The organism is Sphingomonas liriopis, from assembly GCF_024211255.1.
Classification (GTDB): Bacteria; Pseudomonadota; Alphaproteobacteria; order Sphingomonadales; family Sphingomonadaceae; genus Sphingomonas; species Sphingomonas liriopis.
Genome location: NZ_JAMLDY010000014.1, coordinates 58926 through 84097 on the forward strand (window position 1 = coordinate 58926; position 25172 = coordinate 84097).

Annotated in this window: 22 protein-coding genes; 14 read left to right on the forward strand and 8 right to left on the reverse strand. The window is 68.1% G+C overall.

All coding sequences use genetic code 11. The features are described from left to right. Positions 1-19 precede the first annotated feature (19 nt). Positions 20-667, reverse strand: coding sequence for a hypothetical protein (locus M9979_RS12405; RefSeq protein WP_254289673.1), 648 nt, complete (start codon positions 665-667; stop codon positions 20-22). A 198-nt stretch (positions 668-865) separates the two neighbouring features. Beyond that, a complete protein-coding gene (locus M9979_RS12410) occupies positions 866-1810 on the reverse strand; it encodes a cation diffusion facilitator family transporter (RefSeq protein WP_254289674.1) in 945 nt (314 codons plus the stop codon). Positions 1811-1898: 88 nt separating this feature from the next. On the opposite strand from M9979_RS12410, the gene M9979_RS12415 reads away from it, so the two are divergent. The 4 genes from M9979_RS12415 (at position 1899) to M9979_RS12430 (ending at position 5881) form a co-directional block, all read left to right on the forward strand. Continuing rightward, positions 1899-2150, forward strand: a complete 252-nt coding sequence (locus tag M9979_RS12415; protein ID WP_254289675.1) for an AbrB/MazE/SpoVT family DNA-binding domain-containing protein — start codon at positions 1899-1901, stop codon at positions 2148-2150. Further along, on the forward strand, positions 2147-2533 hold the full coding sequence (locus tag M9979_RS12420; protein WP_254289676.1) for a type II toxin-antitoxin system death-on-curing family toxin: 387 nt from the start codon (positions 2147-2149) through the stop codon (positions 2531-2533). Before M9979_RS12415 ends, M9979_RS12420 begins: the two co-directional genes overlap by 4 nt. Positions 2534-2761: 228 nt before the next feature. Beyond that, positions 2762-4150, forward strand: a complete 1389-nt coding sequence (locus tag M9979_RS12425; protein ID WP_254289677.1) for a helix-turn-helix domain-containing protein — start codon at positions 2762-2764, stop codon at positions 4148-4150. A gap of 138 nt (positions 4151-4288) precedes the next feature. Next, positions 4289-5881, forward strand: coding sequence for an isocitrate lyase (locus tag M9979_RS12430; protein WP_254289678.1), 1593 nt, complete (start codon positions 4289-4291; stop codon positions 5879-5881). Between the two features lie 180 nt (positions 5882-6061). Here M9979_RS12430 and M9979_RS12435 read toward each other — a convergent pair whose 3' ends face one another. The 3 genes from M9979_RS12435 to M9979_RS12445 are packed head-to-tail and all read right to left on the reverse strand — an operon-like array spanning position 6062 to position 7581. Then, complete coding sequence (locus M9979_RS12435) at positions 6062-7009, reverse strand: aldo/keto reductase (RefSeq protein ID WP_254289679.1); 948 nt, start codon at positions 7007-7009, stop codon at positions 6062-6064. Continuing rightward, positions 7006-7236 carry a hypothetical protein gene (locus M9979_RS12440; protein WP_254289680.1) on the reverse strand — a complete coding sequence of 77 codons (231 nt, stop codon included), beginning with the start codon at positions 7234-7236 and terminating at the stop codon, positions 7006-7008. The genes M9979_RS12435 and M9979_RS12440 overlap by 4 nt, the downstream gene beginning before the upstream one ends. 3 nt (positions 7237-7239) lie before the next feature. Further along, positions 7240-7581, reverse strand: a complete 342-nt coding sequence (locus M9979_RS12445; protein ID WP_254289681.1) for a hypothetical protein — start codon at positions 7579-7581, stop codon at positions 7240-7242. A 98-nt stretch (positions 7582-7679) separates the two neighbouring features. Here M9979_RS12445 and M9979_RS12450 point away from each other — a divergent pair, with 98 nt between their 5' ends. From M9979_RS12450 to metH, 4 genes are all read left to right on the forward strand, one after another. Further along, the gene (locus M9979_RS12450; protein ID WP_254289682.1) at positions 7680-8633 is read left to right on the forward strand and encodes an ArsR/SmtB family transcription factor; all 954 of its coding nucleotides are present in this window, start codon (positions 7680-7682) and stop codon (positions 8631-8633) included. Further along, on the forward strand, positions 8630-9571 hold the full coding sequence (metF, locus tag M9979_RS12455; RefSeq protein ID WP_254289683.1) for a methylenetetrahydrofolate reductase [NAD(P)H]: 942 nt from the start codon (positions 8630-8632) through the stop codon (positions 9569-9571). Before M9979_RS12450 ends, metF begins: the two co-directional genes overlap by 4 nt. A 114-nt stretch (positions 9572-9685) precedes the next feature. After that, positions 9686-10732 carry a homocysteine S-methyltransferase family protein gene (locus M9979_RS12460; protein ID WP_254289684.1) on the forward strand — a complete coding sequence of 349 codons (1047 nt, stop codon included), beginning with the start codon at positions 9686-9688 and terminating at the stop codon, positions 10730-10732. A gap of 137 nt (positions 10733-10869) precedes the next feature. Beyond that, a complete protein-coding gene (gene metH, locus M9979_RS12465) occupies positions 10870-13542 on the forward strand; it encodes a methionine synthase (RefSeq protein WP_254289685.1) in 2673 nt (890 codons plus the stop codon). Between the two features lie 57 nt (positions 13543-13599). On the opposite strand, the gene M9979_RS12470 is transcribed toward metH, so the two are convergent. Continuing rightward, positions 13600-14808: a cation:proton antiporter gene (locus tag M9979_RS12470; protein WP_254289686.1), complete on the reverse strand. Its 1209-nt coding sequence runs from the start codon at positions 14806-14808 to the stop codon at positions 13600-13602. 198 nt (positions 14809-15006) lie between these two features. On the opposite strand from M9979_RS12470, the gene M9979_RS12475 reads away from it, so the two are divergent. Next, entirely contained in the window at positions 15007-15936 is a 930-nt protein-coding gene (locus M9979_RS12475) for a right-handed parallel beta-helix repeat-containing protein (RefSeq protein WP_254289687.1), read from the forward strand. A gap of 227 nt (positions 15937-16163) precedes the next feature. Here M9979_RS12475 and M9979_RS12480 read toward each other — a convergent pair whose 3' ends face one another. Further along, the gene (locus M9979_RS12480) at positions 16164-16349 is read right to left on the reverse strand and encodes a hypothetical protein (RefSeq protein WP_254289688.1); all 186 of its coding nucleotides are present in this window, start codon (positions 16347-16349) and stop codon (positions 16164-16166) included. A gap of 53 nt (positions 16350-16402) precedes the next feature. Further along, positions 16403-18055: an alkaline phosphatase family protein gene (locus M9979_RS12485; protein WP_254289689.1), complete on the reverse strand. Its 1653-nt coding sequence runs from the start codon at positions 18053-18055 to the stop codon at positions 16403-16405. 91 nt (positions 18056-18146) lie between these two features. On the opposite strand from M9979_RS12485, the gene M9979_RS12490 reads away from it, so the two are divergent. The 5 genes from M9979_RS12490 (at position 18147) to M9979_RS12510 (ending at position 24914) form a co-directional block, all read left to right on the forward strand. Beyond that, positions 18147-20144, forward strand: a complete 1998-nt coding sequence (locus tag M9979_RS12490; protein ID WP_254289690.1) for a protein-disulfide reductase DsbD family protein — start codon at positions 18147-18149, stop codon at positions 20142-20144. Between the two features lie 281 nt (positions 20145-20425). Further along, positions 20426-21916, forward strand: a complete 1491-nt coding sequence (locus M9979_RS12495) for a circularly permuted type 2 ATP-grasp protein (RefSeq protein ID WP_254289691.1) — start codon at positions 20426-20428, stop codon at positions 21914-21916. Further along, entirely contained in the window at positions 21916-22851 is a 936-nt protein-coding gene (locus tag M9979_RS12500; RefSeq protein WP_254289704.1) for an alpha-E domain-containing protein, read from the forward strand. Before M9979_RS12495 ends, M9979_RS12500 begins: the two co-directional genes overlap by 1 nt. Then, on the forward strand, positions 22851-23654 hold the full coding sequence (locus M9979_RS12505; RefSeq protein ID WP_254289692.1) for a transglutaminase family protein: 804 nt from the start codon (positions 22851-22853) through the stop codon (positions 23652-23654). Before M9979_RS12500 ends, M9979_RS12505 begins: the two co-directional genes overlap by 1 nt. Before the next feature lie 276 nt (positions 23655-23930). Beyond that, positions 23931-24914 carry a cell wall hydrolase gene (locus tag M9979_RS12510; protein ID WP_254289693.1) on the forward strand — a complete coding sequence of 328 codons (984 nt, stop codon included), beginning with the start codon at positions 23931-23933 and terminating at the stop codon, positions 24912-24914. The last annotated feature ends 258 nt before the right edge of the window (positions 24915-25172 follow it).

The following is a 25172-nucleotide window of genomic DNA, read 5'->3' on the forward strand; positions in this document are numbered from 1 at the left end:
TGCGGCGCTCGGAGCCTAATCAACGCGTCGCCTGCACCGCAGCCACCGGCGCCACCGGCGCCGTCACCGGCGACGCCACCACCACCGGCCCACCGAGCGGCGGCAACGACGCCAGATACGCCTTGCCGTGCATCGCGACGACCGTCACCCGCCCCGCATTCGCCGCCGCCACCGCCTTCAGGTACGACCGCGGCTTCTTCATCAGTTCAGGATGGTCGATCCCGTCCAGCCCGGCGATCCGCGCCGCCTCCTGGACGAAATGCACGCAATTGCGCGTGTTGAGGTTGTAATGGCCGTCACCGGTCTTCTCGTCCCACGCCGCGACCAGCGCCAGCACGGCGTTATATTGCGCGTCGCTCAGCACGACCGAAAACTGCGCGTCGCTGCCGTCGATATAATGCGGCTTCGATATGTCGAGCCGCCCGGCCACCGTGCCCATCAGGATCTTCGGCGACACCGACTTGGCGGTGAAGCCATAATTGACGTCGACCGGCGCGCCGCCCGCGTCGGGCACCCCGCGCAAGGTGAAGAAGGCGTGCGGAAAGTTGTTGCCGAGCTCATGGCTCCAGAAAGTGATCGTCACCGCCGCCCACGCCGGCGCGGCGCCGAACATCGAGCCGAGCAGGAGCAAGGTGGCGAGCAGCGGGCGCAGGATGGAGCGGTGCATGGTCGCTTGATACCGATGGGAGAGGGGGGACGGCAACTCCCCTCGAGCATCCGCGTCCGTTGGGAAGAGCCGAACCGTGCCCCCACGTTCGTCATCCCCGCGCAGGCGGGGATCCATACTGGCTGACCTCACGGCTCTTGCTGCTACCGTCGTGATTATGGATCCCCGCCTGCGCGGGGATGACACAGCGAGGCGACCTCACCCCTCCAGCCGCGCCGCATTCTCGCGCTTCTCCGGCCGGATATAGATCGAGCTCAACCCCGGCACCGCGGCGCGCAGCTGGTCCTCCATCTCCTCGATGATCGTCTCGCCCGCGCCCATCGTGATGCTGTCGACGAAATCCGCGCTGACCGCGACGAAGATCGCGTCGGGCGCGGTGTGGATGGTGCGGACGTGGTTGACCGTGGTGATCGCGGGATGCTTCGCGATGATGCCACGCACCGTCTCGACGACGTGCGGGTTGGCGCGCTCGCCGATCAGCAGCCCCTTCGCCTCCCGCGCCAGCAGCGTCGCGACGAGGCCCAGGATCAGGCCGATGACGATCGATGCGACGCCATCGATGCGCGGATCTTCGAACGCATGGCTCGCCCACACGCCGATGCCGGCGATGGCGAGGCCGGCGAGCGCTGCCGAATCCTCGAACAAGACGATGAAGCCGGTGGGGTCCTTGCTCTGCCGGATCGCGCGCCACCACGTCGTTTCGGCCTTCGTCCTGGCAAATTCGCGCATCGCGATGAACCACGACGATCCTTCGAGGACCGCAGCGATGACGAGCACGATGTAATTGACCAGCGGGTCCGACAGCGGCTCAGGCGCGACGATGTGCAGGTAGCCTTCGTACACCGACACGCCCGCGCCGATCGCGAAGATCAGGATCGCGACGACGAACGCCCAGAAATACAGTTCGCGCCCGTAGCCGAAGGGGTGGACCGCATCCGGTTGCCGCTTGGCGCGATGCTGGCCGTAGAGCAGCAGGATCTGGTTGCCGCTGTCGACGCAGCTGTGCACGCCTTCGGTCAGCATCGACGACGATCCGGTGATTCCCGCCGCGACGAACTTGGCGATGCCGATGCCGAGGTTCGCCGCCAGCGCGCCATACAGGACGATATTTTCGCGGATGCGGGCAGTCAGGCCTTGGGTCATCGATGGTCCTCGTCGCCCGATGGTGGCGATGGAAGGTGGTACGCGCGACGGGCTGGTGTGGCTCCCGCACCGATGTTATAACACAGGTATGAACAAGCCAGTCGACATCAAAGCCGCGCAGGAATTGCGGATCATCAAGATCGGCAATTCGCAGGGTGTGATCCTCAGCAAGGAAGTGCTCGCACAACTGCGGGTAGGGTTGGGCGATATGCTTTACCTGACCGAACACCCCTGGGGTGTCGGCCTGCGCCCGCACGATCCCGATTTCGCCGAGGCCATGAGCGCGGCTGAGGACATCATGCGTGAGGATCGCGACATCCTTGCCGTGCTTGCCAAATGACCGCGGTCGATCCGCGCTTCCTCAGCGCCGACGTCGCGATCGCGGTGCATGATCGGCAGCTGGCCGAACATGGCGGCCTTGCCGGGACGAAAGATCACGGGCTGCTCGAATCGGCACTCGCGCGGCCGGTCAACAAACATGCCTATGGCGAATCGGATCGATGCGCGCTCGCCGCGGCCTATGCCTTCGGCATCGCTCGCAACCATCCCTTCGCCGATGGCAACAAACGGACCGCCTGGGTCATGGCACGCTTGTTCCTGCGGCTGAACGACGTCACCATCGTCTTCGACAAGGCGGATGCGATCCGTACGATGCTGGCGGTCGCGGCGGGTGAGATGGACGAGGCGACGCTCGCCGACTGGTTCCGCAGCCACATCGTCTGAACCCCAGAAACGGAATGGCCGCCGGTGTACGAAACACCGGCGGCCACCTTTCCTCCCCAGGAAACTCTCGAAAAATCCGTTAGCTAGAGAGCGGGCACAGCGGCAGTAGGCCAACGGTGCGATGCAAGGTCATCGTGTCCACCTCACGGACAGGCGGATCGGTCACACTGTCAGAAATTGACAAAGCGGCCGCCATACCTGAGGTTCGATGTGACGACGGAGGGGTGAATGGCGGATCGTAAATTGTTTGCCGGCCATGCGGTGCGCCGGCTGCGGCGCCAGGCGGGACTGACCCAGGCGGCGATGGCCGAGGCGCTGACGATTTCGTCGAGCTATCTCAACCTCGTCGAGCGCAACCAGCGCCCGTTGTCGGCGGCGCTGCTGGTCAAGCTCGCCGAATCCTACGACTTCGATCCGCGTACCCTGACCGCGGGCGAGCCCGGCGGTGGCGAGGCGGCGATGCGGCGGCGGCTGGCGGACCCGATCTTCGCCGACCTGGAGATCGACCGCAACGAGGTCGGCGAATGGCTCGCAGGTGCGCCCGGCGGCGCGGAGGCGTTCGCGCGCGCCTATGACCGGCTCGGCGCGGGAGGCGCCGGCGAGGCTGGCGAGGGTGTCGATCCGGTCGGCGAGGTGCGCCGCGAGATCGAACGCTGGCGCGGCCATTTCGCCGACCTCGACGGCGCGGCGGAGGCGCTCGCCGACGAATTGCGGCTCGGCGCGGGCGACCTGTACGGCGCGATTGCCGAGCGGCTGCGCGTCAAGCACCAGCTGACGATCCGCATCCTGCCGATGGACGTCATGCCCGACCTGCTCCGCCGCCTCGACCTCCATGCGCGCCAGCTGCAATTGAGCGAGGTGCTCGATTCGGCGTCGCGCACCTTCGCCGCGGCGTATCAATTGGCGCAGATCGAGGCGCGGGCGGAGATCGACGCGCTCGCCAAGGGCGCCGCCTTCGCCGATCGCTCGTCCGAACGGCTGTTCCGCCGCCACCTCGCCAGCTATTTCGCCGCGGCGGTGATGATGCCCTACGCCCGTTTCCTGCGCGCGTGCGAGACGACCGGTTACGACCTCGAACTCCTGCAACGCCGCTTCGGCGCGGGGTTCGAACAGGTCGCGCATCGGCTGACCACGCTGCATCGCGTCGGCGCGCGCGGCCTGCCGTTCTTCCTGATTCGAATCGATCGTGCCGGGCAATGTTCGAAGCGCTTCTCCGGTGCCAGTGCCTCGCCGCTCGCCGAGGCGGAGGGGCGGTGCCCGTTGTGGCGGCTGCACCACGCCTTCGACCGCCCCGGCAGCCTCGCCGTCCAGCTCGTCGAGCTGGAGGATGGCGCGCGCTGGCTGACGATCGCGCGCACCGTGACGCCGCAGCGCCGCCGCTATGGCGGCGTACTGGCGGAGTTCGCGGTCGGGATCGGCGTCGCCGCGGAGCTCGGCGGCGCGCTCGCGGTCGCGCGCGGCGTCGATCTGAAGGGCGATGCCACGCCGATCGGGCTCGGCTGTCGCGCCTGCCATCGCACCGATTGCCCGCAACGCTCCGCGCCGCCGGCGGGTCGTGCGTTACTCATCAACGAGCGTGATCGCGGCGTCTCGGGCTTCACCTTCGCCGGCGATTGACTGTAAATAACCATACATTACGACAGCATAAAGACGATAAGATTGACAGGATAACGCGGTTTTGCGTGCGTAATCCACACCATCGGCTGTCAACTTCGATACACATCCTGTCATTCGTACAGAGTGAGGATGTGGACCATGACCTATCAGCAGCAGATCGGCGCCGCCGGCCAGACCATTGGAGCCCAGGCGACCTGGGGCGGAATCGATGCCGAATCGGTCGCGCGCATGCGCCTGCAGAACCGGTTCCAGACCGGCCTCGACATCGCGCGCTACACCGCCGCGATCATGCGCCGCGACATGGCCGCCTATGACGCCGATCCCGCGGCCTACACCCAGTCGCTCGGCTGCTGGCACGGCTTCATCGGCCAGCAGAAGATGATCGCGATCAAGAAGCATTTCGGCACCACCGATCGCCGCTACCTCTATCTCTCGGGCTGGATGGTCGCCGCGCTGCGCAGCGAATTCGGGCCGCTGCCCGACCAGTCGATGCACGAGAAGACCAGCGTCCCCGCACTGATCGAGGAACTCTACACCTTCCTCCGCCAGGCCGATGCGCGCGAACTCAGCCTGCTGTTCCGCGACCTCGACCATGCGCGCGAGGCGGGCAACGCGGTCGAGGCGCAGCGCCTGACGCACGCGATCGACAATCACCAGACGCATGTCGTGCCAATCATCGCCGACATCGACGCCGGCTTCGGCAATGCCGAGGCGACGTACCTGCTCGCCAAGAAGATGATTGAGGCGGGCGCCTGCGCGCTCCAGATCGAAAACCAGGTCAGCGACGAAAAGCAATGCGGGCATCAGGACGGCAAGGTCACCGTGCCGCACGAGGACTTCCTCGCGAAGGTCCGCGCCTGCCGCTACGCCTTTCTCGAACTCGGCGTCGAGGACGGCATCATCGTCACCCGCACCGATTCGCTGGGCGCCGGTCTCACCAAGCAGATCGCGGTCAGCAAGGAACCCGGCGACCTCGGCGACCAGTATAACAGCTTCCTCGATTGCGAGGAGGTCACCGACCTGTCGACGATCAACGGCGACGTCGTCATCAACCGCGACGGCAAGCTGATGAAGCCCAAGCGGCTGCCGTCGAACCTGTTCCAGTTCCGCGAAGGCACCGGCTCCGACCGCTGCGTCATGGACTGCATCGCGAGCCTGCAGAACGGCGCCGACCTGCTGTGGATCGAGACGGAAAAGCCGCACATCGAACAGATCGCGTCGATGGTCGACCGCATCCGGGAGGTCGTGCCGAACGCCAAGCTAGTCTACAACAATTCGCCCAGCTTCAACTGGACGCTCAACTTCCGCCAGCAGGTGTTCGACGCCTGGCAGCAGGAGGGCAAGGACGTCTCGGCCTACGACCGCGCGCGCCTGATGAGCGTCGATTACGACGGCACGGAATTGGGCGCCGAGGCGGACGAGCGTATCCGCACCTTCCAGAAGGATGCCGCTGCGCGCGCGGGGATCTTCCACCACCTCATCACGCTGCCGACCTATCACACCGCGGCGCTGTCGACCGACAATCTCGCCAGGGAGTATTTCGGCGAGGCGGGGATGCTTGGCTACGTCAAGGGCGTACAGCGCAAGGAGATCCGCGAAGGCATCGCCTGCGTGAAGCATCAGAATATGTCGGGCAGCGACATCGGCGACGACCACAAGGAATATTTCGCCGGCGAGGCCGCGCTGAAGGCGGGCGGCGCGCACAATACGATGAACCAGTTCGCGGCGTGATGGCCGGGGGCGGGTGGCCGATCCACTCGCCCCTTAGCACTCGTCACCCCGGACTTGTTCCGGGGTCCACTCAGCGGCGAGGCATGCGGTTGGAGCCTCTTGTCCAACGCTCGCGGTCCGGTGGACCCCGGAACGAGTCCGGGGTGACGGAGGATTTAGGGCAAACCCCGCCCCATATTATCACGCGCCTGCGTTGGTCAGGCGGTCCAGCTGATCCTTGCTCAGCTCCAGCTCCATCGCCGGCAGCAGGTCCTCCAGCTGCGCGACCTTCGTCGCGCTGGCGATCGGCGCGGTGACGCCGGGCTGTGCGATCAGCCAGGCCAGCGCGATCTGCGCATGGCTCGCGCCGGTCTCCTCCGCCACGCCGTCCATCGCCGCGGGCACATCTGCGCCCTTGCCGTTGAGAAGGTCGCCAATCCGGCCGCCGCGGACGCTCTGGCCGAGGTCGTCCTTGCTGCGGTATTTGCCGGTCAGGAAGCCCGAGGCGAGGCCGTAATAGGGCAGCACGCCGATATTCTCGGTGATGCAATAATCCTGCAGCTCGCCTTCGAACTTGTGACGGCTGACGAGGTTATATTCGGGCTGGAGCACGTGATAGCGCGGCAGATCGTGCGCCTTGGCGGCATCGACCGCCGATTTCAGGCGCGCGGCGTGGAAGTTGGAGGCGCCGATGACGCGGACCTTGCCGGCATCGACCAGTCTGCCGAATGCCTCGAGCACCGCTTCCTGCGGGACGTTCTCGTCGTCCTGATGCGCGTAATACAGGTCGATGCGGTCGGTGCCGAGGCGCTTGAGCGACGCTTCCGCTGCGGCAGCGATGCGGGCGGGGGCGAGCTTCTCACCACCCTCGCCGGGCAGCATGCCGACCTTGGTTGCGATCAGCACCTGATCCCGCTTGCCGCTCGCCTTCAGCCATTCGCCGATCATCGTTTCCGATTCGCCGCCGCTGTGGCCATCGACCCAGGCGGAATAGACGTCGGCGGTGTCGATCATCGTGCCGCCACCGGCGACGAAGGCGTCGAGCACGGCGAAGCCCACCGCGCGATCGGCGGTCCAGCCGAAGACGTTGCCGCCGAGCACCAGCGGGGCGATCTGCAGGTCGGTGGAACCGAGGCGGCGCTTGGTCATGGCTGGGCGTCCGTGTCGTTCGAGGTAGTGCCATCGGTATCGAGCGCGTCGAGGTCGACGCTGTTGGCGTCGAGCATCGCGGCGGCATCGTTCAGCTGCGCGGCTTCGTCGGCCGTGACGGCACGCGGATCGTCGTCGTCGCCACCCGAACAGGCGGCGAGCAATGCGAGGGGGAGGACGGCCGCGATCGGCAGGCGCGACGTGCGGGCGGTCTTCCCCTTCGTCATGGCTTAGTCCTTGAGCGAGCGGCCGGCGCGTTCCAGCGCGTTGCCGGTGGCGTCGGCAGCGCGGTCGGCGCCATTGCCGATCGCGGCTCCCGCGCGGTCGAGGCTGGCGTCGGCACGGCCGGCCGCATTGTCGAGGTGGTCGCCGGCGTTGTCGAGATGGCGCTCGGCCGAGCCGAACGCCTGGTCAGTGGCGGCATCGACGTCGCTCACCGCGTTGCGGGTCGTCGCCTCGGTATCCGCGGCGATCGAGTTGGCGGCTTCGGCGGTCTCGTTCTGCGTGTTCTGGCTGCACGCGGCGAGGCCGATGGCGAGCGGGGCGGCGAGGATCAGCAGGCGCTTCATCATAATCTCCCGATATGGTCACTAACGTCGCGCAAACGCGGGTCGGGCGGTTCGGGTCCGCGTTGACCTCATATAAAGATATCTTTATATGTTGATGCGACATGACCCTCGCGCTCGATATCTTCCGTGCCTTAGCCGATGCCACGCGGCTGCGCATCTTCTCGTTGCTGCGCACGATGGAGCTGTCGGTGGGCGAGCTCGCGCAGGTGCTCGGCCAGAGCCAGCCGCGGGTCAGCCGGCATGTGAAGATCCTGTGCGATGCGGGCCTCGCCGAACGGCGCAAGGAGGGCAGCTGGGTCTTCGTCGCGCTCGGCAAGGCGGCGGCGACCGGGCCGGTCGCGGTGGCGATCGACCAGTGGCAGAAGAGCGAGCCCGATCACTGGGCGGTGGCCGATGCCGCGCGGCTCGCCGCGGTACGCGCCGATCGCGCGGCGAGCGCGGCGCAATGGTTCGAAGGCCATGCCGACGAATGGGACGCGATCCGGTCGCTCCATATCGCCGAGAGCGAGGTCGAGGCGGCGATGGCCGGCGTGCTCGGCGACGGGCCGCTCGGGCATCTGATCGACATCGGCACCGGCACCGGCCGGATGCTCGAGCTGTTCGGCGGACAGGCGGACAGCGCGCTCGGCATCGACCGATCGTCGGAGATGCTGCGGCTGGCGCGCGCCAAGCTGCACGACCGCGCCAATACCGAATTGCGGCAGGCGGACCTGTATGCGCTCCCCATGACGGACGGCGCGGCGGACGTCGCGATCCTGCACCACGTCCTCCATTTCGCCCAGCAGCCGGGTGCCGCGATCGCGGAAGCCGCGCGCGTGCTGGGACCGGGCGGGCGGTTGCTGATCGTCGACTTCGCGCCGCACGACCGCGAGGATCTGCGCACGCGCGACGCGCATACCCGGCTGGGTTTCGCGGACGAGCAGATCGCGGGCTGGTTCGGCAATGCCGGGCTCGTCCCGGCGCGAACGGAGACGCTCGAGGGCGGCGAATTGACGGTGACATTGTGGCTCGGACGCAAATCCGGTGCGAGCCTGCGTGAGGTGAAAGCGGCATGACGATTTCGGTGAATCAGCTCGAAGAGGCGCAGATCGCCTTGAAGGCGCCGCTCTATGCGGACGTGGCGGGCGACCTGGACGTGTCGTTCGAGTTCTTCCCGCCCAAGACCGAGAAGATGGAGGAGCAGCTGTGGGACGCGGTGCGGACGCTGGAGCCGCTCGGCCCCAGCTTCGTGTCGGTGACCTATGGCGCGGGTGGGTCGACCCGCGAGCGGACGCATGCGACGGTGGCGCGCATCCAGCGCGAGACGTCGCTGGCCGCGGCGGCGCATCTGACCTGCGTCGAGGCGACGAAGGCGGAGATCGACCAGGTTGCGCAAGGATATTGGGCGGCGGGCGTGCGGCATATCGTCGCGCTGCGCGGCGATCCGCCCGCCGCAGGCGCGAAGTTCGTCAGCCACCCGGGCGGCTACGAGAATGCCGCGGCGCTGGTCGCTGGCCTCAAGCGCCTGCACCCGTTCGAGATTTCGGTCGCGGCCTATCCCGAATGCCACCCCGATTCGCCAGACATGGCGGCGGACATCGACAATCTGAAAGCGAAGTTCGACGCCGGCGCGACGCGCGCGATCACGCAATTCTTCCACGAGCCGGAGACGTTCTTCCGCTATCGCGACCGGATCGCGGCGGCGGGGATTACTGCGGAGATCGTGCCGGGGATCATGCCGGTGACCAACTTCGCCAGCGTCGTGCGGATGAGCGCGATGTGCGGGACGGACGTGCCGGCGTGGATGGCGCGGCTGTTCGACGGGCTGGAGGATCATCCGGCGGCGCGGCAGCTGATCGCGGCGACCTTGGCGGCGGAGCTCAGCCGCAAGCTGTACGCGGGCGGGGTGAAGTCGCTGCATTTCTACACGCTCAACCGCGCGGAGCTGGCGTTTGCGATCTGCCACCTGCTGGGGGTGCGGTCGAAGCCGGCGGCCGCGGTGGCGGCGGCGTGACGCTCCCCTCCCGCTTGCGGGAGGGGCTGGGGGAGGGCCTGTCCCCAGCGTTTCGGTATCCTGACAGGCCCTCCCCCGACCCCTCCCGCAAGCGGGAGGGGGGAGTTAGTGACAATGACCACACGCGACACATTCCTCGGCGAAGCCGCCAAGCGCATCCTCATCACAGACGGCGCGTTCGGGACCGAGATCCAGAACTGGAAGCTGTCGGAAGACGATTATGCCGGCAGCCTCGGCCTGACCCACGACCAGAAGGGCAACAACGACATCCTCGCGCTGACCAAGCCGGAGGTGCCGGAGTCGATCCATCGCGCCTATTTCGAGGCGGGGGCGGACATCGCCGAGACCAATACCTTCTCCGCCAACCGGATCAGCCAGGCCGATTACGGTGCCGAGCATCTGGTGCGCGAGATCAACGTCGAGAGCGCAAAGATGGCGCGCCGCCTCGCCGACGAGTTCCAGGCCAAGGATGGCCGGCCGCGCTTCGTCGCCGGGGCGATCGGGCCGACCAACAAGACGCTGTCGCTGAGCCCGGACGTCAACGATCCCGGCTATCGCGAGATCGACTTCGACTATCTGAAGGACGTGTACCGCGAGCAGATCGATGCCCTGGTCGAGGGCGGCGCGGACTTCATCCTGATCGAGACGGTGTTCGATACGCTCAACGCCAAGGCGGGGATCATGGCGGCGCTCGAAGCGGGCGACGCGCTGGGGCGCGACCTGCCGATCATGATGTCGATGACGCTGACCGATCTGTCGGGGCGCAACCTGTCGGGCCATACCGTCGAGGCGTTCTGGCATGCGGTGCGCCATGCGCGACCGCTGACGATCGGGCTCAACTGTTCGTTCGGTGCGGAGCAGCTGCGCCCGCATGTGAAGACGCTGAGCGAGATCTGCGACACGCTCATCATGATCTATCCGAACGCCGGCCTGCCCAACGAGCTGGGTGCGTATGACGAGGCGCCGGCGACGACCGCGGGGCTGGTCGGCGAGTGGGCGCAGGCGGGGCAGGTCAACGTGCTCGGCGGCTGTTGCGGGTCGACGCCGGCACATATCGCGGCGATCGCCGAGATGGCGCAGGGCGTGACGCCGCGGCCGGTGCCGGTGGCGCCGGTGCGGACGCGGCTGGCGGGGCTGGAGCCGTTTACGATGGCGGCGTGACGTTGATAGCCCTCTCCCCGGTGGGGAGAGGGTTGGGTGAGGGGAAGGGGTCTCACCGAGACCGGCCTCTCGATGAGACACAGCCCCTCTCCCAACCCTCTCCCCGGAGGGGAGAGGGCTTTTAGTAGAAAAGACCCATGACCATTTCCTCCGCCCAATTCGTCAATATCGGCGAGCGTACCAACGTCACCGGCTCCGCGCGCTTCAAGAAGTTGGTGATGGCGGGCGACTATCCGGCCGCGGTCGCGGTGGCGCTGCAGCAGGTCGAGGCGGGGGCGCAGGTGCTCGACGTCAACATGGACGAAGGCCTGCTCGACGCGCACGAGGCGATGACGACCTTCCTCAAGCTGATCCAGGCCGAGCCCGATATCGCGCGCATCCCGGTGATGGTCGATTCGTCCAAGTGGGACGTGATCGAGGCGGGGCTGAAGTGCGTGTCCGGCAAGCCGATCGTCAATTCGATCAGCATGAAGGAGGGCGAGGAAGCGTTCCTGTACCATGCGCGCAAGTGCATGGCCTATGGCGCGGCGGTGGTCGTCATGGCGTTCGACGAGGTCGGGCAGGCGGACACCAAGGAGCGCAAGGTCGAGATCTGTTCGCGCGCCTACGACCTGCTGATCGGCATCGGCTTTCCGCCCGAGGACATCATCTTCGATCCCAACGTCTTCGCCGTGGCGACGGGGATCGAGGAGCATAACAATTACGGCGTCGACTTTATCGAGGCGTGTCGCGAGATCAAGGCGCGCTGCCCGCACGTCCATATCTCGGGCGGTCTGTCGAACCTGTCGTTCAGCTTCCGCGGCAACGAGCCGGTGCGGCGCGCGATGCACTCGATCTTCCTCTATCACGCCATTCCCGCGGGCATGGACATGGGAATCGTCAACGCCGGCCAGCTCGACGTCTACGACACGATCGATCCCGAACTGCGCACGGCGTGCGAGGACGTCATCCTCAACCGCGATCCCGAGGCGGGCGACCGGCTCGTTGCGCTGGCGGAGAAGTATCGCGGCACCGATGCGGTGGCGGAGAAGGCGGCGGCCGAGTGGCGCTCGCTTCCCGTCACCAAGCGGCTGGAATATGCGCTGGTCAAGGGCATCGACGCGCATGTCGTCGACGATACCGAGGAATGCCGGCAGCAGTTCGCACGGCCGATCGAGGTGATCGAAGGGCCGCTGATGGACGGGATGAACGTCGTCGGCGACCTGTTCGGATCGGGCAAGATGTTCCTGCCGCAGGTGGTGAAGAGCGCGCGCGTGATGAAGAAGGCGGTGGCGCACCTGCTGCCGTTCATCGAGGCGGCCAAGGAGCCCGGCGCGAAGGGCAAGGGCAAGATCGTCATGGCGACGGTCAAGGGCGACGTCCACGATATCGGCAAGAACATCGTCGGCGTCGTGCTTCAGTGCAACGGCTTCGACGTGGTCGATCTCGGCGTGATGGTGCCGTGGACGAAGATCATCGCGGCGGCGAACGAGAATGACGCCGACATGATCGGGCTCTCGGGCCTCATCACGCCATCGCTGGACGAGATGGTGACCGTCGCCGAGGAGATGAAGCGGGCGGGCATGACGATGCCGCTGCTGATCGGCGGCGCGACGACGTCGAAGGTGCATACCGCGCTGCGCATCTCGCCCGCCTATGACGGGCCGATCGTCCATGTGCTCGACGCGAGCCGTGCGGTGGGCGTGGCGACGACGTTGGTCAGCGACACGCAGCGCGACGCCTATGTCGCCGGCGTCGCCGAGGATTACGAGAAGGTGCGCGTGGCGCGCGCCAACAAGGGGCAGAACGATCTGCTGCCGCTCGCCGAGGCGCGCAAGCGCGGGCTGGTGGTCGATATGGCGCTGAAGGCGCCGGCGGCGGCGCAGCCGGGCATCCACCGGTTCGACGACTGGGACCTTGCCGATCTGCGCAATTACATCGACTGGACGCCGTTCTTCCGTGCCTGGGAGCTCGCCGGCAATTTCCCGGCGATCCTGACCGACGCGGTGGTCGGGACCAGCGCGACCGGGCTGTACGAAGACGCGCAGGCGATGCTCGACACGATCATCGCGGAGAAGTGGCTGACCGCGAAGGGCGTCGCGGGGCTATGGGCGTGCCATCGTCATGACGACGACGTCTGGGTCTATACGCAGCATCGCGAGTCGCACCGCAGCCCCGATGGCGCGAGCATTCCCGAAGGCTTCCACATCCCGAACCTCGACCGCACGGCCGAGGCGAGCGTGCGGTTGCCGTTCCTGCGCCAGCAGATCGCCAAGCGCGAAGGCCGCGCCAACATGTGCCTCGCCGATTTCATCGATCCCGCCGGCGACTGGATGGGGGGCTTCGCGGTCGGCATCCACGGCATCGACGACCATATCGCGCGCTTCAAGGCGGACAACGACGATTACAACGACATCCTGCTGAAGGCGCTGGCGGATCGTCTCGCGGAAGCGTTCGCCGAGCGGCTGCACGCGCATGTCCGCACCGACCTGTGGGGCTATGCGCCGGGCGAGCAGCTGACCAACGAGGCGCTGGTGCGCGAACAGTATCGCGGTATCCGGCCGGCGCCCGGCTATCCGGCGTGTCCCGAACATTCGTTGAAGCGGACGCTGTTCGACATGCTCGACGTCGAGGGCAATGCGGGGCTGGAGCTGACCGAGAGCTTCGCGATGCTGCCGACCGCGGCGGTGTCGGGCTTCTACTTCGGGCATGCGCAGGCGGAATATTTCGGCGTGGCGAGGATCGGGCAGGATCAGGTCGTCGACTATGCCGCGCGGCGCGGGGTCGACGTGAAGCAGGCGGAACGCTGGCTGCGGCCGAACCTCGACTGACCGGCATCTTGCCGTTGTCACCCTCGCGCGGGCGAGAATGACAACGGCAACGGCGTATCAGAATCCCCGCTGCTTCAACCCCGGCAGGCGCCGCAGCATCGGTGCGACGGCCGGCATCGTCAGCATCGTGCTCGCCACCGCCATCAGCAGCAACGCGGTGAAGGTCTCGTTGGTGATGATCTTCTTGTCCAAGAGGATGTTGACGAAGATGATCATGATGAGCGCTTTGGTCTGGAGCAGCCAGCCGATCGCCTTCGCATCGCCCTTCGGCCATTTGAGGATGCGGCCGGCGAGGTGCACGCCGCCGAGCTTGCCGCCGACCGACGCGGCGAGCAGCAGCGCGGCGACCGCGAACACCGATGCACCGCCGACGCCCCATTGCGTCTTGAGGCCGGTCGACAGGAAGAACACCGGCATCACCGCGAGCAGCACGGTCTGACGGAAGCGGTCCATCCGCTCCTCGCCGAACCAGTGCGCGTCGAGCACCGCGCCCGCCAGGAACGCGCCGACCATGAAGTGCAGCCCCGCCCAGTCCGCCGCGAACCCGCACAGCGCCAGCCAGATCAGCCCGACGTACCAGCGGTCGTCCTCGCCGAGTGCGCGCAGCAGGCGGCGCACCGCCCAGGTGGCGACGGCGAAACCGATCAGGAAGCCGCCCTGCCGCCCGACCCGCTCCCAGTCGAGCAGGATCAGCGCGAGCACGCCCCAGATCGCGATATCGTCGAGGCTGGCGTAGCGCAGCACGCGCTGACCGAGGGGCTCGCGCAGGATGTCGAGCTTTTCCATCAGCAGCACGAGGATGGGAAGCGCGGTGACTGCGCAGGCCATGCCTATGCCGAGCACGACCTGCCACGCCGCACCCTCCGGCCCGCGCCAGCCGGGGAAGCGCAGCATGACCAGCGCGGCGAGACTCCCTGCGACCAAGGGCACGCCGAGCGCGAGGCCGGCGGCGACGCCGGTCTCGCGCCGCCGCTTCCACGCCTCGCCGATGTCGAGTTCGAGGCCGGCGACCCAGACGAACAGCATCACCGCCCACCACGCGATGCCGTTAAGCGCGCCCAGGGTCGCAGGCGTGAAGACGAAGGCGTAATAATCGGGGAAGATCGCGCCGAGGATGCCCGGCCCCAGCAGGATGCCGCCGATGATCTGCACGACGACGAGCGACGCCCAATAGTCGGTGCGTGCGACCCGCCAGACGAGCCATGGCAGCGTGAAGATGATGAGGATCGCGAGGAGGAACACCTCCGTCGCCGACATCGCGTGCATGGTCGTCCCCCCCCTGGCGCCTCTCGTTACGTGCCCCCCGGCGCGCGCTGTGACGTGCGTCTAACCGGAGTAACGCGCGCGTCGCAATGCCCCGCTCCGGGACAGGTGGCTAGGGGAGTAACCCGATCGCCGGCGGGCGGGCGGCATTAACCGCGAATCCGGCTGGCATCGCGCGTATCGGCAGGCGCAGACGGGGGCATGACCCGTGCGCTCCTCGCCCTCGCCCTCGCCCTGTTCGCCGCTCCCGCCTTTGCCGAGGTGCCCGGGCCGTTCATCGTCGTCGAGACGGGACGGCGCTTCGCCAACCTGCAGCAGGCGGTGTCGTCGATCCGCATGGGGACGGCGACGATCCTTATCGCGCCGGGCGTCTATCGCCAGTGCGCGGTGCAGCAGGGCGGGCGGATCACCTTCAAGGCCGAGCAGCCCGGCACCGCGATCTTCGAGAAGGAGACGTGCGAGGACAAGGCGGCGCTGGTGCTGCGCGGGCAGGGGGCGGTGGTCGATGGCCTCGTCTTCCGGGGCTACAGCGTGTCGGACGGCAATGGCGCCGGGATCCGCGCGGAGATGGGCGATCTGACCGTCACCGATTCGATGTTCCTCGACAGCCAGGAGGGCATCCTGGGCGGCGAGCCGACGGGGCAGCGGATCACGATCGACCGGTCGACCTTTTCAGGGCTGGGCCAGTGCGACGAAGCGGTCAATTGCTCGCACTCGATCTACCTCGGCAACAAGGGGCAGGTGACGATCACCAATTCGCGCTTCGAACGCGGGACCGGCGGGCATTACGTCAAGCTGCGCGTGCCGAACGTGACGATCACCGACAACAGTTTCGACGATACCGCGGGGCGGAAGACCAATTACATGATCGATTTGTCCGAAGGCGCACGCGGGCTGATCGCGCGCAACACCTTCGTGCAGGGGCGGGCGAAGGAGAACGGCAGCGGGCTGATCGTCGTCGCGGCGGAGGCGAAGACCTATCCGTCGGCGGGGCTGCGCATCGAGGACAACGACGCGCGGATGGCACCGGGGGCGAGCGGCAACCCGGCGTTCGTCGCGGACCTCAGCCATGAGCGGCTGGCGGTGGGGGCGAACCGGCTGGCGGGGATGCGGTCGTTCGAGGTGCGTTGAGGTTCACGCGAAGGCGCAAAGAAGGTGATTCACGCGGAGACGCGGAGACGCGGAGGTGTCGTATTCGGCGCCACCGGCGCCTTCGATCTTTGACGGCACGGCATGGACTGGCGTTGTTGTGGAAGCGCGGCGTTGCCGCGGGTACGACACCTCCGCGTCTCCGCGCCTCCGCGTGAACCAACCTTCTTTTTCTTCTTCGCGTCTTCGCGTCTTCGCGCGAAAATCATCTATCGATCGGCGAGCCGGTCCTGCCGCGCCGCTTTCACGATCACCGCCGACGACAGCAGGATCGACGACACCAACGCACCGATCGCGAGCAGGCCGCCGTTGGTGACGGTGACATCCGCGACGAGGCGCACGCGTTTGCCCGCCTTCAGGTGGAAACGGGCGTGTTGGGGTTCGGACAGGCTCATGACGAACGAACGCCCGGATGGGACGTCGGTTCAGGTCAATCCGGCGTGCCGCCTTATCGCGCGCAGGTGTCGCCTGCCCCCGGATCGAGGTCGAGGCAGCGGCCGTCGAGGCCCTTGACCGGCAGGCCGATCGTCGCCGCCAGTGTGGGGACGATATCGACCGTTTCGACCGACAGCGGCTGTTCGAAGCCGGCCATCCCCTTGCGCCAGAACAGCATCGGCACGCGGCGGTCGTAATCCCATGGCGAGCCATGCGTTTCGACATAGGTGGTGCCGGGGGTGACCACCGATGTGACGCGCGGCTTCAGCAGGACGAGCAGGTCGCCGGAGCGCGCGGGGTCGAACGAGGCGCGCGCGCGCTCGATCAGCGTCCATGTCTCCGGCGGGGTGGTCGGCTTCGGCGTTGCGGCGATCTGCGCCGCGGTGAAGACCGTCTCGACGCGGGCGTCGGCGCGATATCGCCGAACCGCTTCGGCGACGACCCGTGCGCGCTGTGCCGGTGTCAGCGTGCGGGCGAGGAAGACGTCGCTGTCGAAGCCCGTCTTCGATTCCGCGCTGACCAGTACCGGTCCGGCGATGCCGAGCGCCGTACCGATCGCGGCGCCCATCGCATCTGCCTTCAGGCCGGCGGGAACGTGCGCCTCCATCGGCATCGCGCGCTGCAACTGGCGTTCGGTCATGTCGTGTGCGCCATGATCGGCGGTCAGCACGACCTCGTAATCCACGCCCCACGCGTCGAGCGTGTCGAAGAAGCTGCCGAGCGTCGCGTCGAGCTGGGCCATCTGGATGCACATCTCGGCGCCCTGCGTGCCGTTGGCATGGCCGATATAATCGGTGGCGGAGGCGCCGATGGCGATGATGTCGGTGGTCGGCCCGCGGCCGAGCTTCATGTCCTGGATCAGCCCCGCCGCCAGCGCGAAGACGGCGGCGTCGAAGGGCGGCGAATAGCGGAACGCCTTCGTATCCCCCGCCGCGCGTTCGAACCGGCCGGTGCCGAGCGTCTGGTCGCCGACGACGATCGGACGCGACAGGCCGGTACAGAAACCGGGCAGCGGCAATGCGGTCTGCGGGCGGGCGATCAGCGCCGCAGTCGCGGCCTTGGCGCGGGTGACCACCGCAGGTTCGGCGCGGCCGGCATAGGTGGCGAAGGTCTTGCCGTCCCACCACCACAGTTCATCGACCGTGTGCCCGCCCATCATCACCGCGGCGCGATCCTTGCCGGCGACGGAGACGACGCGGGTGGCGGGGCGTGCCGCCTTCATCATCTCGCCCAGTGTGGGCACCTTCAGATGCCGGTCGCTGACGGTGTAATTATTGTGGTCCGAGCCGGGGACGGTCTCGTCCTCGGCGCAATAGACGTTCTTGTCGGGCCGGGCGACCGACTGGTCGATCCAGTTGTTGGCGATGATCCCGGTGTGGGCGGGGCGCATTCCGGTGAGGATCGTCGAATGGCCCGGGCATGTCTCGGTCGCGGCATGGCTCTGATAGCCCGAGGGGAAGACCGCGCCGGTCAGCAGCCGCGCGAAGCCGCCGGTGAAATGGTTGCGATATTGCTGGAACAGGTCCGCGGAGAATTGATCGACCGAGATCGCGACGATCAGCCGCGGCGGCGTGGTCGGCGCGACGGGGGCGGGGGCCGGTGCGGCCTGCTGCGCGGCGACGGGAGCGGCGGAGGCGAGCAGGGCGGCGGCGATCAGCGCTTTCATCGGGAACACTCGTTTTACGGGGCCGGCACCGCTATGGCGACGGGTGATGAATCGGGCAACCAGGGTTGGGCGGCGTACCGCCGATGAAGCGATGCGCGTGCTGTGTTGCGCGCTGATGACGCTGACGGCGATGCTGTGGGCGCTTCCTGCGCATGCGGACCTCGCGCCGGCGGACGGGCCAAAGCATCTGGCGATGCGGCTGGTGGCGGAGAGCGACAGCCCCCGCGCCGGGCAACCGGTGACGCTGGCGATCGACACGCGGCCGGCGCCGGGCTGGCACGGCTATTGGCGCAATCCGGGCGATGCGGGGTTCGCGCCCTCCTTCGCATGGACCCTGCCGAAGGGGGCGGCGATCGCTGGCGAGCCGCAATGGCCTGTGCCGACGACGCTGCTGATCGCCGGGCTGATGAACTATGTGTACGAGACGCCCTATGCGCCGCTGGTGACGCTGCGGGTGCCGGCGGGGCTCGCCAAAGGCACGAAGCTGCCCGTGAAACTGGCGATCAGCTATCTCGTCTGTACCAATGCGATCTGCGTGCCGGAGGCGCAGGACCTCAGCCTCGACCTGACCGTCGGTGACGGCGCGCCGTCGCACGGTGCGGAGTTCGACCGGTGGCGCAGCGCGATCCCCAAGCCGCTCGACGCGGCGGGGACGTATCAGGTCAAGGACGGCAAGCTCGTCATCGCGGTGCCGTTGCCGGCGGCGGCGACGGTGCAGGACGCCGCCTTTTTCCCGTTCGGGCCGGACATGGTGAAATATGCCGCGCCGCAGAGCGTGACGCGCGACGGCGACCGGCTGCTGATCGCGACCGAGGGCGCGCCGAAGGGGCGGATCGAGGGGGTGCTGCGGATCGGGGCGAATCTGGGGCTGAGCATCCATGCGACCGCTGGGACGGTAGCGCAGGCGAGCGACCGCAGCGGCTGGGCGGCGGCGCTGCTCGCCTTCGCCGGGGCGGTGCTCGGCGGGCTGATCCTCAACGTCATGCCGTGCGTCTTCCCGATCCTCAGCCTCAAGGCGCTGCATCTGGCGCGCGGCGGCGAGGACGAGCGGGCGGCGCGGATCGATGCGCTGGGCTACATGCTCGGCGCGGTGCTGATGTGCGTCGCGCTCGGCGGGTTGATCCTGGCCTTGCGCGCGGGCGGGTCGGTGGTCGGCTGGGCGTTCCAGTTGCAGGACCCGCGGATCGTCGTGCTGCTGATCGCGCTGACCTTCGCGATCACGCTCAACCTCGCCGGGCGGTTCGAGGTGCCGGTGCCGCAATTCGCGTCGCACGGCGGCGCGGCGGGGTCGGTGGCGACGGGCGCGCTGGCGGCGTTCGTCGCGACGCCGTGTTCGGGTCCGTTCATGGGCGCGGCGCTGGGGGCGGCGCTGGTACTGCCGTGGCCGGCGGCGCTGGCGGTGTTCGCGGGACTCGGGCTGGGGCTGGCGCTGCCGTTCCTAGCGATCGGCTTCGTGCCGGCGTTGCGGCGGCGGTTGCCGAGGCCGGGGCTGTGGATGGAGCGGCTCCGGCGCGTGCTGGCGGTGCCGATGGCGCTCACGGTATGCGCGCTGCTGTGGCTGGCGTGGCGGCAGGCGGGGACGATGGGGCTGGCGATCGGCGTGGCGACGATGGTCGTCACCGGCGTCGTGCTGAGCCTCGGCGGGCAGCGGCAGAAGCGCGGGGAAGGTTTCGGCTGGGTCGTCGCGGCGGCGGCGCTGGTGGTGCCGGCGGGGCTGGCGGCGGCGCTGACCGGTGGCGCGGCGAAGCCGGCCGCGGTCGGCGGCGATGCGTTCAGCGAGGCGCGGCTGGCGGCGCTGCGCAAGGAGGGGCGGCCGGTGTTCGCCTATTTCACCGCCGACTGGTGCCTGTCGTGCAAGGTCAACGAGGCCTCGTCGATCGACACCGCCGCGACGCGGGCGGCGTTCGCGAAGAACAAGGTCGCGGTGCTGGTCGGCGACTGGACCGATGGCGATCCGGCGCTTGGGCGGTTCATCCAGGCGCATAACCGGGCGGGGGTACCGTTGTATCTGTACTATGCGCCGGGGGCCGCGGGGCCGCGGGTGTTGCCGCAGGTGCTGACGCCGGGGATGCTGGCGGCGCTACGCTAATCTAGGGTTATCGCTCGCCCAGCCACCCCCGTCACCCCGGACTTGTTCCGGGGTCCACTCTGCGGCGAGGCGTGGGGCTTGGGGCTTGAGGTGTGAGCGTGCGCCTGCGGCACGGTGGACTCCGGAACAAGTCCGGGGTGACGGAAGGATAGGGGCGGCGTCTGAGCCATAATCGCCGCGCGCAGGCAGAATAAATCCCACCACCACATCGCGCCCCTTGTGCAGCGCAGCGATTCCCCGCAGCATGGAACTTGCATAACGTGGAGGGCTTTACCGTTCCGATGGGGAAACGACCGGCGTTCGACGAGATCATGGGGATGGACGGCGATACGCCGCCGCGTTTGCCTCTGGCAGCCTTGGGCAAATGGCTGGCGGATACGCCCGACGACGAACTGCGCCGGCGGCAGGAGACGGCGGAGACGACCTTCCGCCAGCTCGGCATCACCTTCGCGGTCTATGGCGACACCGACACGCGCGAACGGATTATTCCGTTCGACATCGTGCCGCGCGTCTTTCTCGCCGACGAATGGGCGAAATTGTCCGAAGGGCTGGTGCAGCGGGTCGAGGCGATCAACGCCTTCCTCGACGACATCTATGGCGAGCGTCGTATCCTCAAGGAAGGCGTGCTGCCCGAGGATCTGATCCTCGGCAATCCGCAGTTCCGGCCTGAGATCGCGGGGATGCGCCCGCCGCACGGCATCTGGGCGCATATCTGCGGCATCGATCTGGTGCGCACCGGCCCCGACGCGTTCTTCGTGCTTGAGGACAATGCCCGCACGCCGTCGGGGGTGAGCTACATGCTCGAGAACCGCGAGGCGATGGTGCGGCTGTGCCCCGAACTGTTCCGCGAATATCGCGTCGAGCCGGTCGACAGCTATCCCGACCGGTTGCTGGAAACGATGAAGTCGGTCGCGCCACGCGGCGGCTCATCGGGGCCGGTGTGCGTTGTGCTGACGCCGGGGCATTACAATTCGGCCTATTACGAACATAGCTTCCTCGCCGATTCGATGGGGATCGAGCTGGTCGAGGCGGCCGATCTGGTCGTCGACGACGATCAGGTCTGGATGCGGACGATCGCGGGGCGCGTGCGCGTCGACGTGATCTATCGCCGGGTCGACGACGATTATCTCGATCCGCTGGTCTTCCGCGCCGATTCGATGCTCGGCGTGCCCGGGCTGATCGCGGCCTATGCCGCGGGCAATGTCGCGATCATCAACGCGCCGGGCAACGGCATCGCCGACGACAAGGCGATCTACAGCTACATGCCCGAGATCGTCCGTTTCTATTCGGGCGGCGAGGCGAAATTGCCCAACGTCGAGACGTGGCGCTGCCGCGAACCGCAGGCGCTGCAATATGTGCTCGATCATCTCGACGAGGTGGTGGTGAAGCTGGTCGATGGGTCGGGCGGCTATGGCATGCTGGTCGGGCCGACCGCGAGCCGGCAGGAGATCGAGGACTTCCGACGCGCGCTGATCGCCGAGCCGCACCGTTATATCGCGCAGCCGACGCTGGCGCTGTCGACGGTGCCGACGCTGGCGGACAGCGGGCTCAGCCCCCGCCACGTCGATTTCCGCCCCTTCGTGCTGACCGGGTCGAAGGGCGTGCAGGTGGTGCCGGGCGGATTGACGCGGGTGGCGCTCAAGGAGGGGTCGCTGGTCGTCAATTCGAGCCAGGGCGGCGGGACCAAGGACAGTTTCGTGCTGATGGCGGATGGCCAGCGCCAGACGCAGTCGATGGGCGGCATGACGCAGAGCCAGGGGTTCGGGGCATGATGCTCTCGCGGACGGCCTCGTCGCTCTACTGGCTGGGCCGGTACATCGAGCGCGCCGATTTCTTCGCGCGGCTGATCGAGGCGACGGTCAGGCTCGACGTGATGTCGTCGCGGCCGGCGGGGGAGGTGGCGTGGTCGTCGGCGCTCGCGGTCACCGAGACCGAGGTCGACTTCGCCGCGCATGGCGGGACGCTGACGCAGACCGACGTGGTGCGCTTCCTGACCGTCGATACCAGCCATCCGGGGTCGGTGATCCGCTGCCTCGACCGCGCGCGCAACAACGCCAAGGCGGTGCGCACCGCGCTCAGCCGCGAGGCGTGGACCGCGATCAACCGCGCGTGGCTGGTGTTCGAATCGCGCAGCCAGGTCGGCGACGCCGCGCAGACGCTGCGGCTCGTCGAATCGGTCAAGAACGAGACGCGCGGGTTCGAGGGCGCGGTGCACCAGATGCTGCGCAACCAGTCGCACTGGTTCATCCGGCTGGGGCAGGCGGTCGAGCGTGCCGACAACACCGCGCGATTGCTCGACGTCAAATACCATATCCTGCTGCCGGAGGGCGAGGCGGTCGGCGGGATCGTCGATCGCGACCAGTGGACGACGATCCTGCAGGTCGTGTCCGCGGTGACCGCCTATCGCTGGCTCTATTCGGACGGGTTGACCCCGGCGAACGTCATCGACCTGCTGATCGCCAGCCACGATCTGCCGCGCAGCCTGACGGCATCCGCCGATACGACCGTCGAGCTGCTCGGCCTGCTCGCCGAACGCACCGGCAGCCATGGCGAGGCCGACCGGATGGCGCGGATGCGCGCCGCGCGGCTCGGCCGGACGCGGTCGGGCGAGGTGATCGCCAGCGGCCTGCACCAGTATCTGCAGGCGTTCATCCGCGAAAACGGCCAGCTGCACGAGGCGATCGGTCGCCAGTTCCGGTTCGGCTGATGCGGCTCTCGATCGATCACCGCACCGTCTATCGCTTCACCGCGCCGCAGAGCCGGCTGGTGCAGATGCTGCGCATGACGCCGGAAAACAGCCACGACCAGACGGTGGCGCGCTGGCGGATCGACGTCGATTGCGACGCGACGATGCGGCGCGGGCGCGACGGCTTCGGCAATGCGGTCACGATGCTGTACGCGGAAGGGCCGATCGCAGACATCGAGATCGCGGTGCGCGGCGAGGTGCTGACCAGCCATTCCGACGGCGTCGTGCGCGGCGTACGCGAGGTGCTGCCGCCCGCCGTCTTCCTGCGCGCGACCGAGGCGACGCCGCGCGATCCGGCGATCGCCGCCTTCGCCGCGGAGGTGACGGCGGGCGCGGAGGGGCCGGTCGGCATGCTCCACCGGCTGAACCGCGCGCTGCACGAACGCTTCGCGCTCGACCGCGCGCGACCGGCGCCGGGATTGAGCGCGGCGGAGGCGTTCGCGCGGCCCGCGGCGACGTCGCGCGATCTGGCGCATATCTTCGCGGTGGCGGCGCGCTCTCTCGACATCCCGGCGCGCTACGTGTCGGGCTACAGCATCGTCGAGGGCTCGCTGCGCCCGACCCCGCACGGCTGGGCGGAGGCGCACGTCGAGCGGCTCGGCTGGGTCGGGTTCGACCCGTGCACCGGCCGCTCGCCGCAGGAGGAAAGCGTCCGCGTCGCTGCCGCGCTCGACGCCTCGGGCGCCGCGCCAGTGGCGGGATCGCGGCTGGGCGAGGGCGAGGAGGAACTCGACGTCGCGGTGAAGGTGTCGGCGGCGCAATAGGGGGCTGATGGTCGGCCATGCCGGGAGGGGCGGCACGTCTGGCGACGGTGCTCGCCGGCTGCACCAAGGCCTCCGTCACCCCGGACTTGTTCCGGGGTCCACGGTTCGGCAAGCGCAACGGGCGATTGGTGTGCGGCACGGTGGACCCCGGAACAAGTCCGGGGTAACGAAGATTTCGGGAAAGGCACCGAGGCATTACGGCCGGCCCCATGGCCAGACGAAGCGAAAGTCGACTCGGTTAACCGGATCACAACCCGGCGCGCCTAACCCGGCAGCGTGGGGCATTCGCGCATCTCGACGATCGGCCAGCTTTTGCTGGGTCTGGCGCTGTTGACCGCGTCGTCGTGCGTGCCGCCCAAGACCCAAGGGTCGCGCGTCGCGCAGGCTGTGCCGCCGCCGACGCCGCGCCAGCTGCTCCGCGACCTCGCGCTCGACGTGCCGGGCGACATGCCGGGGCTGGAGGGATTACCGGCTAGCCTGCGCGCCAGCATCGCCGACGATGCCGCGCCGGCGCTGGTCGATGCCGCGCCGCCGTTCCTCGCGCAGATGCAGAGCCAGGACGATGCGGCGCGCGCGACCGAATGCCTGACCGCCGCGGTCTATTACGAGGCGCGCTCCGAAGCGGTCGACGGGCAGCGCGCGGTGGCGCAGGTCGTGCTCAACCGCGTGCGCGATCGCGCCTTTCCGCACAGCGTCTGCGGCGTCGTCTATCAGGGGTCGAACCGGCGGACGGGGTGCCAGTTCTCCTTCACCTGCGACGGATCGATGGCGCATCGCCGCGATCCCTATTCGTGGGCGCGCGCCCGCGCCATCGCCGAGGCGGCGCTGGCGGGCGACGTCTATGCGCCGGTCGGCGCGGCGACCTTCTACCATACCAGCGCGATCCTGCCGTGGTGGGCATCGAGCATGGCGCGGATCGGATCGGTCGGCGCGCATGTCTTCTACCGCTGGCGTGGCGCGATGGAGGGGGCGTTGAGCTTCCGTGCGTCCTATGCCGGCGTCGAACCCGGCGTCGGCGGGATCGCGGCTCCCGGGCTGCAGACCGCGGGCATGTATCGCGACAGCAGCGAGGTGGGCGGCGTCACCATCCATCGCGGCAAGATGACGCCGGTGGCGAGCGCTGGCCCGGTCGCGACGAACGCGGTGTCGGCTCCGCGGATGCTGATGGCGGCCGGCGTGCGCGTCCATCTGGGCAGCGAAGCCCCGCGGCGCGTGGTCACCGACGGCGCGGTGATCGGCGAGGAAAGCGACCCGATCTGAGGCGGATCGACATTCGGGTTCGTGGGATAGACGGTGCCCCACAAGGCACCGTCGCCCCGGACGTGTTCCGGGGTCCACCGGGCGGCTCGGCCATCGGCAAGAGGCTGAGGGGCCGCGCTCGCGGGACCGTGGACCCCGGAACAAGTCCGGGGTGACGTGGTAAGAGAGCAAGGCCCGTTCCGGCATTCGTCTACGACTTCCAACGTAATCCGATCCAGGCCCCCATCCGCCTTCCTGGCGAAGGCGAGACCTCTGCGA

Coding starts and splice junctions, on each gene's coding strand:
- M9979_RS12415 (WP_254289675.1), top strand. CDS start 1,899: ATGAACAAGCCAGTCGACATCAAAGCCGCGCAGGAATTGCGGATCATC.
- M9979_RS12505 (WP_254289692.1), top strand. CDS start 22,851: ATGCGGCTCTCGATCGATCACCGCACCGTCTATCGCTTCACCGCGCCG.
- M9979_RS12480 (WP_254289688.1), bottom strand. CDS start 16,349: ATGAGCCTGTCCGAACCCCAACACGCCCGTTTCCACCTGAAGGCGGGC.
- M9979_RS12435 (WP_254289679.1), bottom strand. CDS start 7,009: ATGACCAAGCGCCGCCTCGGTTCCACCGACCTGCAGATCGCCCCGCTG.
- M9979_RS12425 (WP_254289677.1), top strand. CDS start 2,762: ATGGCGGATCGTAAATTGTTTGCCGGCCATGCGGTGCGCCGGCTGCGG.
- M9979_RS12460 (WP_254289684.1), top strand. CDS start 9,686: ATGACCACACGCGACACATTCCTCGGCGAAGCCGCCAAGCGCATCCTC.
- M9979_RS12495 (WP_254289691.1), top strand. CDS start 20,426: ATGGGGAAACGACCGGCGTTCGACGAGATCATGGGGATGGACGGCGAT.
- M9979_RS12450 (WP_254289682.1), top strand. CDS start 7,680: ATGACCCTCGCGCTCGATATCTTCCGTGCCTTAGCCGATGCCACGCGG.
- M9979_RS12420 (WP_254289676.1), top strand. CDS start 2,147: ATGACCGCGGTCGATCCGCGCTTCCTCAGCGCCGACGTCGCGATCGCG.
- M9979_RS12500 (WP_254289704.1), top strand. CDS start 21,916: ATGCTCTCGCGGACGGCCTCGTCGCTCTACTGGCTGGGCCGGTACATC.
- M9979_RS12430 (WP_254289678.1), top strand. CDS start 4,289: ATGACCTATCAGCAGCAGATCGGCGCCGCCGGCCAGACCATTGGAGCC.
- M9979_RS12440 (WP_254289680.1), bottom strand. CDS start 7,236: ATGACGAAGGGGAAGACCGCCCGCACGTCGCGCCTGCCGATCGCGGCC.
- M9979_RS12470 (WP_254289686.1), bottom strand. CDS start 14,808: ATGCACGCGATGTCGGCGACGGAGGTGTTCCTCCTCGCGATCCTCATC.
- M9979_RS12410 (WP_254289674.1), bottom strand. CDS start 1,810: ATGACCCAAGGCCTGACTGCCCGCATCCGCGAAAATATCGTCCTGTAT.
- metF (WP_254289683.1), top strand. CDS start 8,630: ATGACGATTTCGGTGAATCAGCTCGAAGAGGCGCAGATCGCCTTGAAG.
- M9979_RS12485 (WP_254289689.1), bottom strand. CDS start 18,055: ATGAAAGCGCTGATCGCCGCCGCCCTGCTCGCCTCCGCCGCTCCCGTC.
- M9979_RS12475 (WP_254289687.1), top strand. CDS start 15,007: ATGACCCGTGCGCTCCTCGCCCTCGCCCTCGCCCTGTTCGCCGCTCCC.
- M9979_RS12490 (WP_254289690.1), top strand. CDS start 18,147: ATGCGCGTGCTGTGTTGCGCGCTGATGACGCTGACGGCGATGCTGTGG.
- M9979_RS12445 (WP_254289681.1), bottom strand. CDS start 7,581: ATGATGAAGCGCCTGCTGATCCTCGCCGCCCCGCTCGCCATCGGCCTC.
- metH (WP_254289685.1), top strand. CDS start 10,870: ATGACCATTTCCTCCGCCCAATTCGTCAATATCGGCGAGCGTACCAAC.
- M9979_RS12405 (WP_254289673.1), bottom strand. CDS start 667: ATGCACCGCTCCATCCTGCGCCCGCTGCTCGCCACCTTGCTCCTGCTC.